Genomic DNA, 18371 nt, shown 5'->3' with positions numbered 1-18371 from the left:
CCCACATGTCCGCGCTCACGGGACGGCCGCCCACTGCACGACCCCGTACAGGAGCGAGGCGACCGCTCCGGTACGGGGTGTGACACCGGTGACGTCGCGGTCGACGACCGTGAGACGCGGATTCAGCGCGATCGGCAGAGCGACGGAGGCGCGGACGATCGTCCCCTCGATGGCCGCGAGGACGTCCCGCGCCGCGTAGACGTCCGTCGTCTGCGCCAGCTGCGCGATCAGCTCGTCGCGCTTCGCATCGGTCTGGCCGGTGAGGGATGCCCCGCCCTCGGAGCCCCACTGCGCGGCGATCTCCTCTGGCGACTGCGGGATCGGCACTCGGCGGATCACGGCGTCGCCCTTGCCCGCCGCATACGCCGTGTCGACGTCGTCGCTCCCGCAGTCGACGACGTTCCAGCCCGCTTCGGCGGCACCGGCGCGCAACGCGGCGAAGGCGCCTCTGGCGAACTCGCTCGTGGTGTCGTAGAGGACGCAGATCCTCGTCTGGGAGCCCACGCCCGCCGCGTCGCGCGCCAGCACCGGATCGTCGGCGGGCGTGCCCAGCGTCTCGGCGAACCCGGAGTCCTCGTTGACGATGTCGTACGCCCGCATTCCGGGTGCGGACACCATGGACGTGGTCCCCGTGTAGGCCGAGGCCCAGACTCCGCCGCCGCCGTCAGCCATCGCGCTCGCGGGAACAGTGCGGAGGAAGGCCGCGCGCGCGTCGGCCCGGCTGAAGACGCCGGAGGGTCGGAGCAGCAGAGCCCAGAGCGTGCCGTCGTGCGTGGTGGCGACGGTGAGGTCCTTGCGCTCGAGGTCGCGGATCGCCTCCCGGTTCGACGCCGCGGGTGCGACCTGCACGACGTCCATCTGCTCTCCCACGGCCGCCACCGGGTCCGGAGCGGGCGGGACGAGGTCGATGCGTGCGACCTGCGGCGCCACGAGACCCCGGTATGCGGCGTTGGGCACGAGCGTGACCGTCTGCTCCCCCTCGTCGCCGGCTTCGATCCCGTCGACGAGGTACGGACCGCTGGACAGCAGCAGGTCGTCGGGGATCTTCGCCGGGTCGGCGATCGTGAAGGCCTCGTTCCAGACCTTCGCGATCGCGTCCAGCGCATCCGGATCGCCATCCTGGATCGCTGCGATGACGGCCTGCTTCGCCTCCATCGCGTCGTCGGTCCCGAATGCCCGCTGCCCCACGACGTGCGCGGGCACGGGCACGGTGAGCGCCTGCTGCCAGCCGATGGCGGGAGCGGGAAGCGTCACCTCGATCGATCGTGCGAACTCGTCGAGGACGGGGACGGGCGCCGAGAGGTCCCGTTCGGCGGCCTCGCCGTCCTCGTCCTGCGCGAAGTAGCCGGCCGCGCCCGCCCAGCCCAGCATCAGATCCGCGCCGTCGAGGGGGATGCCGTCCGACCAGGTCGGCTCCGCGAGGTCGTAGCGCACGGTGAAGGGGTCGTCCCCGACGATCGTGACCGTCCCGAAGCCCTCGTCGGGGATGAACTCGCCGTCGACCACATCGCCGAACCGGGCACGGGTCGTCTCCGCGATGTCGATGTTCCCCGCGGTCGGGGAGGCGGCCGCGTTCATCGAGGTGAGCTCCTGCGCCCATGCCACCGTGACGCTCGTGCCGGGCACGACGGACTCCGGCAGCGCAGGGGCGCAGGCGGTCAGCGCCGTCGCGAGCAGCACGACGGCAGACGCTGCAGCGGCGCGTCGAGTCCTCACCGGGATGCCGTCACGGAAGATCGATGTCGCCTTCCGCCTCGGCGATGGCGCGGAAGGGCTCGCTCTCCTCGCTCTCCAGCCAGGCGCGGGCGTGCTCGAGCAGCACGGCGGGCGACTCCTCGGCCTCCGCGAAGGTGCCGAACGGGCCGATCGTGTCCTCGGAGGGACGCTCGTCCGCCTGCTGCACCGACTGGGTCGACAGGTTGTACCAGTAGTAGCTCCGTGACTCGCTCATCAGCTCTGCGCTCCGATCATGCTGCCGATTCTATGCGGCGGCCCCGAGGGCCGGACAACGGCCGAGGCCGCGGCTCCAGTCCCCCGACTGTCACCGCGGCCTCGGCCGGAAGGCGGTCGCTCAGACGCCGCCGGCCATGCCGGAGTCGTTGTCGCGGATCTGGTCGGCCATCTTGTCGAGCGCCGTGGCCATGTCGTTGACGGCCTCGGCCGCGTCGTCGAGCGACGTCGTCAGCTCCGAGTACGAGGACGAGTACGCCTCGGAGGCGTTCTCGGTCTTGAACCCGTCCTGCACGAGATCGTCGATGATGCCCTGCAGCTCCTTCAGGGTGTCGGTGACGGTCTGACGACCATCACGCAGGCGCTGCGCAGCGCTCTCCATCTCGCTGTACGTTGCACCAAAGTCATGTCCGGCCATGAGAACCGCCTCCAGGTTTCGTCGTCTTCAGGCCGCTCGGCCTCTTATCCACGAGGGTAGTCAAAGTCGGCCCACCGGCAAACGGGGAGCACTACCCATGCACCGCTACCCATCCGCCCGCTCGGGGACGAACGGCATCTGCATGGTCACCGCCCGGCCCGCCTGGACCATGATGCCCCGGCCGACGGGGAAGTCCGAGCGCTTCAGCCTGCTGAACGGCATCTTGAACAGCGACTCGCCGTCATAGGTCTCGGGCTTGAGCACGATGCCCTGGCGCCCCGTCTTCCATTCGCCCAATACGCCGATGCTGCCGCTGGCGCGGCTGATCTCCGCCTCGCCGATGAGCATGTGGTCGCTGTTGTTCATCGCCTGCAGCAGTGACCGCATCGGCCGATCGGCCGCGCTGTCGGCCAGGTGCGGGATGTCCTCGATGACGATGAGGATGCGCCCCTGCGGGGTCTCGCTGACGACCAGCTCGGAGAGCTCGGCGGCGAGCTCCTTCTCGTCCTCGGGCCTCGTGGCGCTCTTCACCCACGGACGGAAGTCCTTGAGCTCGGCGCGTCTGCTGCCGAAGTGGTACATCCGCACGGCCGGATCGAAGCGCTCCATCGCGACGATGAGCGCCCTCAGCGCGTTCGTCTTCCCCGACACCGGCGGGCCGGAGACCACGAAGGATCCGATCGGCTCGAAGCCGTGCGGGGCGAGGGTGTCGTCGGCGACGCCGAAGACCGGCATCCCGCCGGCCGTGTCCGGCATGTCCGTCGAGGAGACCATCGTCGGGAGCGCGCCGATCTCGGGCAGGTCGCCGACGCCCTCGGCGCGCAGCCGGTCGCCGAGCGCGCGCAGCGCCTTGGTCTGCTCGACGACGTTCATCGTCCCGCCGAGCACGGCGATCTGCGCCTCGTGCCCGTCGATGACGGCGCGACCCGGGGCGGACTGCTCGTCCAGGACGTCGCGGGGGACGTTCAGCAGCATGTACTGGCTCGGGTCTCCCATCCGCAGCACGACCCGGCGCGAGATGTTGGAGGCCACGGCGCTCGGCACCGCGTTGCCGCGGTCGGCGGTGATCACCGTGTGCACGCCGAGTGTGCGCCCCTCCCCGAGGATGCGCATGAAGATGCGGTAGAACGGCCCACGGCCCGGCGCCATCTCCCAGTCCTTCTTGAACTCGGGGTAGTTGTCGATCAGCAGCAGGATGCGCGGCATCCGGGGGTCGGCGATGTCACGGTATTCCTGCACCGACGCCGCGCTCGCGGCGGAGAACAGCGCCGCACGGCGATCCATCTCGCGATCCAGCGTCCGCAGCAGGCGCTGGATGCGCTCCGCGTCGGCGCTGTCGACGACCGAGCCGACATGGGGCAGCGCGCTGAGCGCTCCGAGAGCGCCGCTCGCGAAGTCGAGGCAGTAGACCTGGACACGCCCCATCTCCGGACGCATCCCCGCCGAGGTCGCGATCGTCTTGAGCAGCGTCGACTTGCCGGAGCCGGAGGTGCCGTAGATCACCAGCGAGCCGTCCCGGTCAGGAGAGAAGACGGCGGACTCCTGCTTCTGCTCCTCCGGGACGTCCAGCAGGGCCAAGGGGATGCGGGTGTCCCCCGCGTGCGGCAGGTCCCGCAGGTCGACGAGCGCCGCGAGGTCGTCGAGCCAGGGACGGCGCGGACGAGGCAGCGCGGCGGCGTCGCTGGCGCGGATGAGCGTGGAGACGATGCGCTTCTGATCGTTGGGGCCGAGATCCTCCTCGTGCGCGTCCGCGTCGGCTGGACGGTCCGGCTCCCACTCGGCGGTCGCACCGAAGCGGAGCTCGAACACGCGCACCTCGGCCACGCCGGACTCGTCCTCGGAGGTCCATCCCCCGGCGTACGCGGACTGGAACGGGATGAGCCGGCCTGGGCCTGTCTTCGCGATCGCCCGGCCGGGGATGGACGCCGGGAAGCTCGCGGCGATCGCATCGTCGACGACGTCGCGCGAGTCCGCCTCGTCCGCCATGCGCAGCGCGATGCGCAGATTCGTGTTCGCGCGCAGGTTGTCCTTGATGACGCCCGCAGGGCGCTGGGTCGCCATGATCAGGTGGATGCCGAGCGAACGTCCGCGCTGGGCGATGTCCACCACGCCGTCGACGAACTCCGGCATCTCCGAGGCGAGCGCGGCGAACTCGTCGATCACGAGGACGAGGGCCGGCGGGCACTCCGGATCCTGGCGCTTCTCGAGTTCGAGGAGGTCCTTCGCCTTCTTGCGGTTGAGCAGATGCTCACGATGCTGCAGCTCGGCGCGAAGGCTCGTGAGCGCCCGCCGCACCAGGTGCGGGCTCAGATCGGTGACGAGGCCGACGCAGTGCGGCAGCTCGACGCAGTCGGCGAAGGCCGACCCGCCCTTGTAGTCCACGAAGAGGAAGGTGACGCGGTCGGGGCTGTGCGCTGCGGCCATGCCGAGCACCCAGGCCTGCAGGAACTCGCTCTTGCCCGCACCGGTCGTCCCGCCCACGAGCGCGTGGGGGCCCTGCGTCCGCAGATCCAGTGCCATCGCGTCGCTGGCGCCCTGTCCGATGATCGCGCGCAGCGTGCCCGCCTTCTTCAGGCGCGGCCTCGGCACCGGGGCCCGATCGATGATCGTGTTGTTCTGCCGCCAGCGCTCGATGACGACGTGCGGATCCTCGGCGATGGCGGGATCGACGAGCTGGAGGAACATCACCGAGCCCGGGATGTCCGAGGCGTCGTGGACGACCGTGCTGGCGTCGACGACGGGGGCCAGGCGCCGGGCGAGCATGTTCATGTAGGCGTTCGAGACGCCCTCGACCTGCACGTGCTCGAAGACCTCGCCGTTGCGGACGAGGCCGACCTGGGCGTCCGTGAGCCCGGTCGTGACGTCGATGTAGCTGCGGCACACGGCGGGGAGGGACTCGACGGTCGGTGAGACGAACACCGCGTGCACGCCGTGGTCGGCGCCGCGTTCCAGGACGTCGGTGAGGCGCCCGCGATCCACCGGGGCGTCGCTCGTGACGAAGACGACGACCGAGAGCGGCGGCGTCTTCTGATGCTCGGTGGCCGCACGCGCGACGTCGGTGCCGTACAGCAGCGGGTTCCAGTCCTCCTTGAACGGACCCCGCGGCTCGCCGTCCGGACCGTCTCCCGCCTCGCGCTGGACGTAGTCCTCGAGCATGCTCAGCAGCCCGGCCGCCGTGGGCGCCGAGTCGGCGAGGGCGATGCCCTGGAAGGGGCTGCGCTCGCTGGAGGTGTGCGGCATCCACTTCAGCCAGTCCAGTTCAGGCGTCCATCCGGCATCCGAGAAGGCCACCGCCACGACGTCGTTGGGCGCGTGCAGGCCGAACAGCTGCACCGCGATGCCGCGCATCGCATCCGCCACCGGAGCGGGAGGGCCCGAGATGCCGATGGACCCGGAGTCCGCCAGCAGCTCGAAGACCGGGACGTCGTCGACGTACTCGTACCGCTCCCGCAGCCGGTCGACGCGATCGATGAACTCCGGCAGGCCGTCCGGCGCGTCCTCGTCGTCGATCCTGTTGCGGGCCGGAAGGCGGCAGCTGCCCAGCCGCAGACCGAGGAAGTTCCAGTGCTCAGGGCGGCGCGTCCAGAGCACTGGTCCGAGCCGCAGCGCCTGATCGAAGACCTCGGCGACCGGCGGCGCCTCTGCATTGCGAGCGCTCTCCTCCTCCGGCTTCCCGCGGAAGAAGTCCTCCTCGAGCTGCTCGTACTGCCGCTCGAACAGGAGATACTCGTGGTTCTCGCTCTTCCTGCTCTGCACCGACTGGTTGATGATGTTGCCGAAGGCCATCAGCGGCGTCATCACGATCATGAGCAGCGATCGCGGATTCCCGTTCAACGCGTACAGCGCCATGCCCATCATGATCGGCGCGACGAGGATCGGCCACGGGAAGATCTTGCCGATCTTCTCCGTGGGAAGCCGGGGGATCTTGAACAGCGTTCCCGGATAGCGCACCTCGACGCGAGGGCTCCTGTTGAACATCAGCCCCCCGCCGCGCTCGATGACCGGCTCTTCCGAGGCCGAGCCGTCGAAGGAGCGCGCGAGGCGCAGTTCGAGCGTGGTGCCTCCGATGACGAACGGCTCGCCCTCCTCGATGCGGACGCGCTGCACCGCGACGCCGTCGACGAGCACGCCGTTCGCGGAGTTCAGATCGACGACCTCGATGTGCGTGCCGACCTCCAGCCTTGCATGTCGCTTGGATGCCATCGGGTCGGCGAGCACGACGTCGTTGCCCGCCTCCCTGCCCAGGAACACGTGACCTGCGGCGATCGGGTACTCCTGACCGGCCAGGGTGCCCGCAGTCGCGCGCAGCACGCCGACGACCTCCCGCCGGTCCGTCGAGACATGGCCGGGACCGTAGTTCACGATCGAGGCGGCGAAGCCGGAGCCGATCGGGGCCTCGCCGATCGGGACGTCCGGCTGCAGCGGGACGAGGCGCTCGCCCGTGGGGGGCGCGACCGCGAGAGTGACCACGTCCCCCTCCGCGACCGGGGTCGACCGGGTCGGGTCCGCCTCGGCGACGTGGCGGGCCACATCGCCGGCCGTCGCGGTCGAGTCCGTCGTGATCACGATGTCGACGGGGTCACCGGCCTGCCGGTGCAAGGTCAGCTTCAGCCTCATTCGTCTCCCCTGATTCCGATCGGCCTCTCAGCCGTCGTCCGTGCGCGTCCGATCACACCCGCACCACGGCGGCCGTGCGATCGCCGATCCTGATGGTGTCGCCGTCCGTCGCGAGAACGGGCGTCCCCGCCGCGAGCGCGTACTCGACCCCGTCGCGGATCAGTCCCGATCCGTTCGTCGACCGGCAGTCGGTGATCTCCAGGCCCGCATCGACGGGGCGGACGAGCAGGTGCGTCTTCGAGAGCGAACGGCTCTCGTCCGCGAGCGCGATGGGCCGGGCGCCGGGGTTCTCCGCGGCATCCGGGTTGCGACCGAGGACGACGGGGGCCGAGATCAGGACGCTGTCGCCGCTGTCAAGCCTCAGGCCGAACCGTGCGGCGGGCTCTGCCCGCTGGACCGGCGCGGGCGCGGGCTCCGGGTGCGGCGCGGGTTCCGCCGCCGGTGCAGCGGCCGGGGGCAGCGGAGCCTGTGCGGGGGCGGGAGCCTGCGGGACGGGAACCTGCGCCGGCACGGCGGACGGCGCGGGAGCGGTCGGCGCCGGCGGTATCGGAGCCGTGGCGGAGGGCCGCTGCGGCACGGAGACGGGCACGGATGCCGGCACGCCGAGGCCGGCCTGCGGCGCAGGGGGGCGCTGCTCCTCCGGGACGCGGTACCCGCCGAGCACCGGCTTGCCCTCCTCGACGGGGACGGGCGAGGGCGCCGACGCCTGTGAGAGCCCGGCGGCCGGACGCTCGTGGGCCCGGTGCGGTCTCGCGACGCCGAGCACTCCCGCGCTCAGCCTTCCGCCGGGCCGGTACGCGGACTGGACCGAGGGATCGACGGGCGTGGCGAGGGAGGGAAGTGCCGAGCGCTCCGGTGCGGGCTCCGCCTTGACGACCTTGCGGGCCACGCGCATCCGCTTCTCGTCGTAGGGGTGCAGTCCACGGCGCACGTCGACGAGCCAGACCTTCGTCGCCTGATCGTGCCAGCCGCGTCCGCGGCGTTCGGGGTCGAATGTCGGCGAGATGAGGAAGAGCACCGGTCCGAGCAGCGGCACGATGCCTGCCGCGGCGACGATGAGGAAGCGCAGCAGCACCCTGCCGACCCCCGGTCGCTCCAGCGTGCGCACGTCCACGGTCCGGATGCCGGCGACGGCCTTGCCGATCGTGACGCCTTTGCGCCCGTGCAGGATCAGCTGGACGATGAGCAGGACCAGGGTGAAGAGCGTCGTGATCGCGGCCATCACGACGGCGAGGACGAAGCCGGGGTGGTTGAGGAAGCCGTACGGCGAGATGGATCCGGTGGCGAGCTTGAGGAGCAGAGGGACAGCCCCGATCCAGAGCGGCAGCTGCACCAGCAGCCAGAACGCGCCGTCGCAGACCGCGGCGAGCGTCCGACGGCCGAACGGAGCGGCGAGCATGCCGAGTGCGGAGGCGTAGGCGGGGTCGGGGCGACCGGTGGCGTCGAGGCCCTCGATCGTCTCCTCCTCCTCGTGGATCTCCCAGATCATCCGGCGACGCACCCCCGCGTCGGCTCGGACGCGCGTCCGTCCGAGCGGGTGAGGATGACATCGATGCACACCTCTCCGCCGCCGGGAGCGCTGAACGTCGCCGTCGGCTCGGTCACCCGTTCGCTGGCGCCCTCGCCTGAGAGCGTGATCTGCTCCCAGATGTAGGCGTCGCCGTCCTGCTCGTCCGGATTCGTCCAGGTGAAGCTCACCTGATCGCCCTGCCGCACGCCCTCGAGCTCGGTCACCGCCGGAACCGCTGTGGAGTAGGGATCCTGCGGCTTCTCGACCTGTTCGGTCTCCGTCGGATCCGGCTGCGCGTTCAGGCCGGCCGCGAGCGCGTTCACGCCCACGATCCCGCCGGCGATGACGACGGCCCCCGCCGCGATGGCGCCGATGATCCAGCCGGTCCGGCCGCGCGGACGCGGCGGCGGGGCCTCTGCGGCGGCCGTTCCCGTCGGGAGCACAGGGGCGGACGACGCCTGAGGAGCCACCACCCGCGGCGGACGCAGCAGCGTGCGGTCCTCCGCCGCCGCAGGGGCCGCCGCGGGCGCCGCGACGGGGGACACGACGGTCGGCGGGCGCATCACGGTGTCATCGGCCCGCGCGGGGACCGGTGCGCCGCCCGCCGCGGCGGGCGGCGCGATGCTCGGCGCGAACGGCTGCGTCAGCGCGGAGGGGCGGGTTGCGCCGGCATCCGGCGAGATGCTGACCACCTCGCGCACCCTCGTCAGGCCGTCATCGTCGTCGTCGATCTCCTCGATCGGATGATCGTCCACGATGTCGATCGGCGTGACGGAGTGCGAGAGCTCGATCTGCACCTTCTGCAGGGCGCGCGCGAAGGCGACCGCGCTCGGATAGCGATCGGCCGGGTTCTTCGCCATCGCCCGTTCCAGGACGCGCTGCAGGCTGACGGGCGAGTCCGGACGTCCGAGCGCGGGGAGCGGGGCGCGCTCGATGCGCTCGATCAGGTCGGCGCTGGAGTTCCGCTCCCCCGGACGCTCGAACGGCGTCCGCCCGGCCAGCAGCGTGAAGAGGGTGGCGCCGAGCGCCCAGACATCCGACCAGGTGCCGCTCTGCGGCGGATCGCCGAACGACTCCGGCGGCGACCACGGGATCGACATCCCGGTGGCCTCGCTGATCGCCGCCGAGGTCGATGCGATGCCGAAATCGGTCAGCGCGGGCCGGTTGTACTCCGTCACCAGGATGTTCGCCGGCTTGATGTCCCGGTGCAGGACGCCGGCGCGATGCGCCGTCTCCACGGCGCCGGCGACCTGGATGCCGACGCGGAGCGCCTCGGCGACGGAGAACGGCTCCTTCCGCGCGCGCAGCTGCAGGTTGGGGCGCGGGCAGTACTCCATCACCAGATAGGGACGCCCGTCGCTGGCGACGCCCGCCTGGTAGATCGTGACGATCGCCGGATGCGTCGACAGCATCGCCATCACATTGGCCTCGTCGGTGAACTCCTGCGCCGATCCGCTCGAGATGCGGTCGGCGAGGAGCACCTTGACGGCCACCCTGCGCCTCGGCATCTGCTGCTCGTACAGGAACACATCGGCGAAGCCGCCGGCGCCCAGCGGCTCCACGTAGGTGAAGCCGTGCAGCTCCGGAGGCGGAGAGGGGGGTCTGCTCACGGCAGGTCCTCGAAGACGACCGTGACGCCGTCGCCCAGATCGATGACGTCCCCGGTGAGCACGAGCGTCGCCTCCCCCGGGTGCAGCCTGACCGGGTCGTTCCCCGGACGCAGGAGCGTAGACCCGTTCGTCGTGTGCAGGTCGACCACGACGACGGTGTCGCCCTCCGGACGGATCTCCAGGTGGCTGCGCGAGATGTCCTGCTGCGGGCTCTCCACGGCGATCAGGTGCGGCAGGCTGGCGCCCGAAGCGCGCGGCGCGCGAGGACGGCGTCCGATCACGACCGTGCGGTCGAGGGCGACGACCTGCCCGGTCGAGACGCGTACGCGACCGACGGCGGTAGGGATGAGGGCGGTCGGCGCATCGGGGGCGGCCTGCGCCACAGGAGCCGGCGGGGGCGGCGGCAGCTCGCCGCGGAGCGCACGCGCCTGGGCGACCGAGATCGTCGCGCCGTCGTGGTCGCCGACGATCGGCGAGGGCGCCGCCGGAGGCACGTGCACGGTGTCGCCGAACAGCTGCTGGAACTCGTCGAAGTCCGAGTCGATGGTGTGGTCCACCGGGATGAGCGTCTGATCGCTCACGACGTCGGTCTCGGCGGGCTCCCCGGCCTCGGCGTCCGCCTCGGGCTCGATGGGCGCCTCGGGCTCGATCGGTCCCTCGTCACCGGCCGGCGCATCCGGCGCTCCCGGCTCCTCGGCCGGGACGATGTCCTCTGCAGGCTCCTCCGCGAGCGTGGCCGCCACCTCGGGCGCCGGAATCGGCTCCTCGACCGCGGAGACGGGAAGAGCCGCCGCGGGAACGACCGCCCCCGGGATCGGGGCGACGACCGGAACGCCCGCTCCGGGCATCGACGCGACGGGAGGGATATCCGCGACCGTGCTGTCCGCGACGAGGCCCCCGGCGACCGGGCTCTCTGCCGGAGCCGCCTCCGCCTCCGGGGTGACGGCGTCCGCCGCGTCACCGGGTTCGATGTCGACCACGGCCTCGGCCGCGCGCACGACTCCGCCCAGCACGGGGAGGGTCGAGGCTCCCGGCGCCTCCTCGAGGTACAGCGCCACCCTGCGGACGTCGGGCACGAAGTGCTCGCTCCACGTGGTCACGTTCGCGCCGGAGAGGGTCTGCGCGTCGTCGGGACCGGTCATCCTGGCCCTGACGTCCCCGCGCAGCGCCACGCGGGCATGCGCGCCCTCCAGGACCACGGCGGCGAAGGACGGCATGGCGGTGAACGATCCCCCGGCGCCCTCCGTGAGGGCGTCGACGACGACGGCGAGGCTGCGTTCCGTGGCGAGGCGTTCCCACAGCGCGGTCACGAGGCCATCCGCGACCTCGGGCGAGAGCGCCACGAACGCACCGGGCACGACGAGCAGATTCCACTGCCCCGGACGATAGCTGGACTGCATCAGCGCATCCCTCCTGCGACTTCTTCCCTGGGGCGGGTGTCCGCGTCCAGGTCGTCGTCGGCCTGCATCGGCCGCCCCGGCTTGGAGGCGACGAGGATCGCATCGGCGACGACGACCGTCACATTGTCCCGCCCGCCGGCCCGCACGGCTTCGTCCACCAGCAGATCGGCCGCCGTCTGCGGGTCCGACTCCGCCACGAGGACTTCGCGGATGCGGTCGTCCGACAGCTCCGACGACAGTCCGTCCGAGCAGATCAGCATCCTGTCCCCCAGCTCCGCGGGGAACATCCAGTAGTCGGCCTCGCCCGTGCTCCCCGCGCCGACGGCGCGGGTGATGATGTTGCGACGATGATCGCTCGCGGCCTCCTCGACCGACAGCTCGCCCGTCTCGATGAGCTCCTGGACGACGGAGTGGTCGACGCTGATCTGCTCCAGCTCGCCTCCGGAGAGCCGGTAGGTCCGGGAATCGCCGATGTTGAGCGCGAGCCAGTAGCCCATGCCGTCGACCGAGGCGATGACGACGCCGCTCACCGTCGTCCCCGCACGTCCGTTGCCCGAGGTGGAGAGGGCTTCGACCCCGTCGCGCGCGCTCGCCAGAGCCGAGCGGACGTCGTCGAGGGCCAGAGCGGATCGTCCGATGAAGCGCGAGAACTCCTCGACCACGACGGCGCTCGCCCGTTCGCCCGCCTCGTGTCCTCCCATCCCGTCCGCGACGAGGAAGACCGGCGCGCTCGCGAGATGCGCGTCCTCGTTGAGGGGGCGGCGGTTGCCCGGGTGCGTCGCGGATCCGGTGGAGACGATCATCGAGGGGATCATTCGTATCCTCCGACGGTGACGACGCGGTCTCCGATCGCGATGACGTCCCCGAGCTTGATGCTCACGCGCTGCCCCGGAGGGCATGCGATCGAGGCGCCGTCCCGGATGATGGTCGTGCCGTTCGTGGAGTCCCTGTCGACGAGCCACCCTCCGGAGGTCTCGGCGGCGACCTCGAAGTGGGTCTTGGACAGCGACAGCGTCTCATCGCGGACCGGGACGACCACGGCGCCGTCCTCCGCCGCCGGGTTCCGCCCGAACACGGTGCGGCGCGACACGGCCACACGGGTGCCGTCGTCCCAGATGAAGACGAGACGGTGGCCGGGGACGCTGATCCTGGTCTGCTCGATGTCGCCGTCCTCCGGCGCGACGAAGGAGCCCTCGGGCGCCGCAGGGGCGTCGACCGGCGCAGCGCCGGTCGCGGGGGCCGGCACGACCGCGGGGGCGGGCGGAGCGACCGGATCCGCGGATGCCGGCGGCGCGGCTGCGGGCGGGGCCGACGCGAGCGACGGCGCCGTGAGCGGCGCTTCGGCGGGAGCCGGCTGAGCGGACGCGGGGTCCGCCTGCGCCGGATGCCGCGGGGGAGGACTGTCCAGCGTCACCCCCGGGACGAAGGCGATGAGCGATGAGGAGTCCTCCGCGGGCGATGCCTGGGGAACCGGAGGCCGCGGGGGCACGATGGTCTGATCCATCTCGCCCGTGACCGGGGCGGCGAAGGTCGCGGGCGGGGCCGCACCGAACGAAGGCGCGGGCGCAGGCGGGAACGCGGGTGCCGGATAGGCGGGGAAGGAGGAGGCCGCGGGGGCGACGGCACCGGGATGGCCCGGCGCGATCGGGGCGGGAGCGCCGGGAGGGAGGGAGGGAGCCGACGGCGGGAAGCCGGTCGCGGCCGCCTGACCGCCCGCGGCGCTCGGCAGCGGCGCGGGGAAGCCCGGCGCCTGCGCGACGGGGATCGCCGTGGTGACCGGCTGTGCGGCGGCGCGGACGTCCACGACGAGCGAACGCGCGACCTTGTCGTGCCAGCCCTGGAAGCGTCCGGAACCGTCGAAGAGGGGCGAGAAGTACCCCACGACGATGGACCCGGCCAGGCCGAAGATGATGTTCCGCAGCAGCGCGCGCCCGAATCCGAGGGGCTGCCCCGTCTGGGCATCCACGAGCCGCACGCCCTGGGCGCGCATCCCGATCGAACCGGCGCCCGCCTGCATGAAGGTGTAGACGAGCGTCCAGCCCAGCAGGAGCAGGGACACCACGGGCAGTCCGACCAGCATCACCGAGAGCATGCCGTCCAGGCTTCCGGACGCCGCGGCGATGCCGAACAGCGCTCCGGCGAGCACGATGCCGAGGCCGGAGGCGATCACGGCGTCCAGAAGGTACGCCACCGCGCGGCGGGGGATCGGGGCGATCTGCCCGAAGGGGACCATCGTCATGCGCGCTCTCTCTCGGAGGGGGTGGATCTGCTGTTCTCGATCGTGCCAGGTTCTCTCCGGATGCGCGCGGTCGCGGCGTCCTTGAGTCCGCTGAAGCGTCGCGACATCGCGGTGCCGCCGAGGACGGAGCGGAGGCTCAGACGCGCCTTCAGTCGCTTGAAGAACCCGGCGTTCCTGCCGAGCCCGCCGACGATCCCGTCGACCTCGGCCCAGAAGGCGTCGACCTGCTCGGCAGTGGGCTCGCCGGGGCCGAAGACCTCTGCGTCGGCCCGGTCGGCGAGAACCGTCACCGCCGGGACCGTCAGCGCCTCGACGACCTGGCCCGCCTCCTCGGCGCGCGTGGCGCCGGGGGTGATGCGCGCGCCGTAGTCGACGGCGCGATCGGTCAGCTCGTCCCAGCCGCCGCTGATCCGGTCGGAGGCCCGTCCCGCGCTGCGGCGCGTGCGACGACGTGCCGCCTTCCATGCGCCGATCACGATGAACGGCGAGGCGAGCAGCGCGATGATGCCGAGGGAGATGCCTCCGATGGCCAGGATCGTGCCGATGAGCCCCGCGAGGTCGAAGTCCTCGTCCTCCGGCTCGCGGTCGTCGGGCAGCGTGGGCGGGAGGTCGACGGGCTCCTGCGGCGGGGGCGGAGGCTGCAGGACCTGCGGCTTCGGCTCCGAGCGGGGCTTGGTGTTCTGATCGTTCGGCACCTTGTCCTCGGGCGGAGTCGGATCGAACGGCACCCAGCCGGCGCCGGCGAAGTCGACCTCGACCCAGGCGTGCAGATCGTCGCCCGATGCCTCGAACGTCGCGGAGCCCGCCTCCTCCTCGTCGGGGTAGAAGCCCATCACGACGCGCGCGGGGATGTCGAGCTCACGGGCCAGCAGCGTCATCGCGACCGCGTACTGCTCGTCGTCGCCGATCATCTGGTCGCCGCCGAGCAGCGTGGTGATCCGCTCCGAGGTATGCCCGGCCCGCGAGATGACCTCGCCCTCCAGCCCGTGGCTGAAGAAGCCGCCCTCGGCGAGGAACGTCTCGAGCGCTCTGACCTGCTCGACCGGCGTCTCGGCATCCTTGACGGTCTCCGCCGCGAGGTTCGCGAGCTCCTCAGGAACGTTCGCCTGCTTGGGGAGTGCGACCGTGCCGAACTCGAGGTCGGCGAGCCGGTCGTCCTCGATCTCCTCGGGAAGCACGACGTCGATGCTGTACGCATCGCCCTCGCTCAGCGGGGTCGTCGTGACGCCGGTGCCGCTGAACTCGTTGTAGTACGTCGCGCGACGCAGCCGGTCGGAGTCGTCACCGGCGTAGTCGAGCTCCCGCACCCGCCCGGCCGTCGGGATCCAGACCCCCTCGTAGTCGCCGATCTCCACCTGCAGGGTGACATCGGTTCCCTCGGCGTCCACGGACATGTTGCCCCGCAGCGGAGAGAACGCCCCCGAAGATCCAGCGCCGTCGTCCGAGACGTTGTAGACCTGGCCGTCGAAGTCGTCCATGGCCGCGAGGCGCATACGCGCGCCCTCCGGAAGCCCCTTGACCGCGAACAGGGTGTCGTCGAGCTCATCGCGGATGACCTTGCGATACGACTGCAGCGGACTGGGATAGTCGCGGATGTTGAAGGGCGGGATGATGGTGTCGCGGAACACGTGCCGCGGCGCTGCGGGCTCCGCGACCGCGCTCGTCGCGACGCCCGCACCCGCCGCAACGACGAGCACTGCGGCGCCAGCGCCGATGCGGCGCCAGCGCATGTGCGAAGCCCGCGACGGGTCCGCCTCGCCGACCGAGACCGCCGCGTTCTGCGGAGCCCAGATCTGGCGGAGCGAGAGCCAGCCGATGCTCACGAGGCCGAACACCGCGCCCTGGGCGATCGGCACGGCCGGCGTCGGAACGCCGAGGGCGATGACGAGCATGAGAGCGGCGCCGGCGGGGATCAGCGCCCAGCCGGCGTGCGGAAGGCGCAGCGCGAGGGATCCGGTGAGCACGGCTGCCACGAGGAGCAGGAGGAACGGCACGATCAGATGCCCGTCGGATGCCGCGACGGGCGCCACCGTCGTCAGCAGCTGCTTCCAGGACGTCACCACCCCGAGGGCGAGACGCTGCAGCGTGTCCAGCGTCGGGATGAACCCGGCGATGGCGGTGTGCGGCAGGGCGAGCGCACCGCCGAAGACGAAATAGGCGGCGAGGGTCAGCCCGGCGATGACGAGGATGCCCCACCGGCGCCACGCGCTCACCGCGGCGATGCCGAGTCCGAGGAGGATCGCGCCGATCGCCGCGCCGAGATAGCCCGGACCGGCGAAGGAAGGCCAGAACCCGGCGGCGGCGACGCCGAGCAGCAGCGCGGATGCCGTGAGGTCGAGCCCCCGTCTGCGCGTCCCGATGCGGGCGGATGGAGATGCGGACGTCATGCGAGGACCTTCTGCAGGGCGATGGGGAGCTGCTCCAGGGCCCCGACCGTCACGACGTCGGTCTCGCCGATGCGACGGAGAGCCGGCGACTCCGCCCTCAGGTCGACGACGACGGCGAGCACGCGCGCTCCGAACGGGACGCGCGCGCACGCGATGCGCAGATCCTCGGCTGACGCCTTCGCGCCTGTCACGAGCACGACGAAGCTCGCGAGGGCCATGGTCGCCGAGAGCACGCCGGCGAGCTGGTCGATGCCGCCCTCCTTGGGCTTGGACGTCTCCACGGTGGCGAGGGAGTCGAGCAGCTGCTTGCCGGTCCCGGCCGGCAGATCTCGCCCCTGGACGCGCAGATCGACGCGCTGCGAATCGCGCAGGGCGCGCAGCCCGACGGAGCCGGCGACCGACACCGCGCGCTCGAACTCCTCCGCGTCGGCGTACTCGGCGACGCTGCGGGAGAGGCCGATCACGAAGTGGGAGCGGCGGGTCTCCTCGAACTGGCGGACCATCATGACGCCGGTCCGCGCGGTGGATCGCCAGTGCACGTGCCGCAGATCGTCGCCGGGCTGGTACTCGAGCAGGGCGTGGAAGGAGACGTCGTCGCGGGAGAGGTCGGCGGCCGGCATCCCCTCGAGGTCGCGCAGGAAGCCCAGCGACTGCCCGTCGAACAGGACGGTCCGCGGATGCACGTAGAGGTCGACCGGCTCGTCGCGATGGTGCGCGCGCTCGAACAGACCGAGCGGATCGCCGCGCACGACGCTGACCGGCCCGACCTGGACGACGCTGCGCTTCTGCGTGGGGATGGCGAACAGCTCCTCGGCCTTCTCCCCCGGCGCGAGCCTCTGGATGCCGAACTCGCCGCGGCCGGAACCGACCGGGAGCACGACGCGGGAGGGCAGGATCGCCCTGCTGCTGCGATTGGCGAGGGTCAGCGCGCCGACGGCCCGCTCGCCGACGACGACGCGGGTGCGCGCGAGGTCGAGCGACACGTCGTACTCGGTGCGGCCGATGAGGAACAGCGCGCACAGCGCCACGGTGATCGCGATGATCACCGCCGCGACCGTGAGCTCCCACCAGCCCAGCGCCTGGCCGATGACCCACAGGCCGATGCCGAGACCGATGAGGACCCAGGCCAGCGGCCGGATCGCGGAGAGGACGAGACGCAGCCGTGCGCCGATCCGGGCGCCGAGGACCGACGCGATGTCGCGCCAGCCCGCCTCCCGGGGAATCGGCGGTGGCGCTGTCGCAGCCGTCTCCGCTGTCATCAGGCCGCCGATCGCGCCTGCGGAGCGGCGACGGCGTCGAGGACGCGCGAGATCACGACGTCCGGCGTCGTGCCGGCGAACTCCGCCTCGGCGTCCAGCAGCAGACGGTGCTGCCACGCCGGACGCACCAGCGCCTTGACGTCGTCGGGGAGCACGTAGTGGCGACCGCCCGCCGCGGCCCACACCTTCGCGATGCGCACCATCGCGAGCGCACCGCGGACGGAGACGCCGAGCCGCACGCCGGCGTCGCTGCGCGTGGCCTCGGCCAGCTCCGCGATGTAGCGCAGGACGGCGGGCTCGACGTGCGTCGACGCCGCCAGGTCGGCCATGTCCGCGACGGCGCCGGTCGTGATGACCGCCGAGAGGCTCGCCGAGGGGTTGCGGTCGGACGCTCCGGCCAGGATGCTCTCGGTGACCGCCAGATCGGGGTAGCCGATCGAGGTCTTGATGAGGAAGCGGTCGAGCTGCGCCTCCGGGAGCTTGTACGTGCCCGCCTGCTCGACGGGGTTCTGGGTGGCGATGACGAGGAAGGGCCGGCCGGTCTCGTGCGTGACGCCGTCGACGGTCACCCTGGACTCCTCCATGACCTCGAGGAGCGCGGACTGCGTCTTCGGCGAGGCGCGGTTGATCTCGTCCGCCAGCACGATCGAGGCGAAGATCGGCCCCTTGTGGAACTCGAAGCGGTGCGCCTGCTGGTCGTAGATCGTGACACCCGTGACGTCCGAGGGAAGCAGGTCGGGCGTGAACTGGATGCGCGCGCTCGTCCCCTGCACCGTCGCGGCCAGCGCCTTGGCGAGGCTGGTCTTGCCGGTGCCGGGCGCGTCCTCGAGGAGCACGTGGCCCTCGGCGAGCATCGCCGCGAGCACGAGGCTCACGATCTCGCGCTTGCCCTGCACCGCCTTGTCGATGTTGTCGACGAGGCGGTGGAAGGTGCCTTGGAACCAGGCCGCCTGTTCGGGGGTCATCGTCATGTCTGTTCGT

12 protein-coding genes are annotated in these 18371 nt (G+C 71.7%); all 12 read right to left on the bottom strand.

Features of this window, described 5'->3' with window-relative positions:
- Nucleotides 1-15: 15 nt before the first annotated feature.
- The 12 genes from ACYVGQ_RS07030 to ACYVGQ_RS06975 all read right to left on the bottom strand — a co-directional run bounded on the left by ACYVGQ_RS07030 (nt 16) and on the right by ACYVGQ_RS06975 (nt 18361).
- The gene (locus ACYVGQ_RS07030) at nt 16-1716 is read right to left on the bottom strand and encodes a periplasmic substrate-binding domain-containing protein (RefSeq protein ID WP_460783853.1); all 1701 of its coding nucleotides are present in this window, start codon (nt 1714-1716) and stop codon (nt 16-18) included.
- A gap of 10 nt (nt 1717-1726) precedes the next feature.
- On the bottom strand, nt 1727-1951 hold the full coding sequence (locus tag ACYVGQ_RS07025) for a hypothetical protein (protein WP_460783852.1): 225 nt from the start codon (nt 1949-1951) through the stop codon (nt 1727-1729).
- A gap of 120 nt (nt 1952-2071) precedes the next feature.
- The gene (locus ACYVGQ_RS07020) at nt 2072-2368 is read right to left on the bottom strand and encodes a WXG100 family type VII secretion target (RefSeq protein WP_460783851.1); all 297 of its coding nucleotides are present in this window, start codon (nt 2366-2368) and stop codon (nt 2072-2074) included.
- Nucleotides 2369-2473: 105 nt separating this feature from the next.
- Complete coding sequence (locus ACYVGQ_RS07015; RefSeq protein WP_460783850.1) at nt 2474-6985, bottom strand: FtsK/SpoIIIE domain-containing protein; 4512 nt, start codon at nt 6983-6985, stop codon at nt 2474-2476.
- A gap of 52 nt (nt 6986-7037) precedes the next feature.
- Complete coding sequence (locus ACYVGQ_RS07010) at nt 7038-8474, bottom strand: RDD family protein (RefSeq protein ID WP_460783849.1); 1437 nt, start codon at nt 8472-8474, stop codon at nt 7038-7040.
- On the bottom strand, nt 8471-10105 hold the full coding sequence (locus ACYVGQ_RS07005) for a serine/threonine-protein kinase (RefSeq protein ID WP_460783848.1): 1635 nt from the start codon (nt 10103-10105) through the stop codon (nt 8471-8473). Before ACYVGQ_RS07005 ends, ACYVGQ_RS07010 begins: the two co-directional genes overlap by 4 nt.
- Nucleotides 10102-11505, bottom strand: coding sequence for an FHA domain-containing protein (locus ACYVGQ_RS07000; RefSeq protein WP_460783847.1), 1404 nt, complete (start codon nt 11503-11505; stop codon nt 10102-10104). The genes ACYVGQ_RS07005 and ACYVGQ_RS07000 overlap by 4 nt, the downstream gene beginning before the upstream one ends.
- Nucleotides 11505-12308, bottom strand: coding sequence for a PP2C family protein-serine/threonine phosphatase (locus tag ACYVGQ_RS06995; RefSeq protein ID WP_460783846.1), 804 nt, complete (start codon nt 12306-12308; stop codon nt 11505-11507). The genes ACYVGQ_RS07000 and ACYVGQ_RS06995 overlap by 1 nt, the downstream gene beginning before the upstream one ends.
- A gap of 8 nt (nt 12309-12316) precedes the next feature.
- Nucleotides 12317-13744, bottom strand: coding sequence for an RDD family protein (locus ACYVGQ_RS06990; RefSeq protein WP_460783845.1), 1428 nt, complete (start codon nt 13742-13744; stop codon nt 12317-12319).
- Complete coding sequence (locus ACYVGQ_RS06985; protein WP_460783844.1) at nt 13741-16131, bottom strand: transglutaminase family protein; 2391 nt, start codon at nt 16129-16131, stop codon at nt 13741-13743. Before ACYVGQ_RS06985 ends, ACYVGQ_RS06990 begins: the two co-directional genes overlap by 4 nt.
- Entirely contained in the window at nt 16128-17390 is a 1263-nt protein-coding gene (locus tag ACYVGQ_RS06980; RefSeq protein WP_460783843.1) for a DUF58 domain-containing protein, read from the bottom strand. The genes ACYVGQ_RS06985 and ACYVGQ_RS06980 overlap by 4 nt, the downstream gene beginning before the upstream one ends.
- The gene (locus ACYVGQ_RS06975; RefSeq protein ID WP_460783842.1) at nt 17390-18361 is read right to left on the bottom strand and encodes an AAA family ATPase; all 972 of its coding nucleotides are present in this window, start codon (nt 18359-18361) and stop codon (nt 17390-17392) included. The genes ACYVGQ_RS06980 and ACYVGQ_RS06975 overlap by 1 nt, the downstream gene beginning before the upstream one ends.
- Nucleotides 18362-18371 lie beyond the last annotated feature (10 nt).

The organism is Microbacterium tumbae, assembly GCF_054780175.1.
Note: the sequence above shows the minus strand (reverse complement) of the source record. Positions and strands in the feature narration are given on the sequence as shown.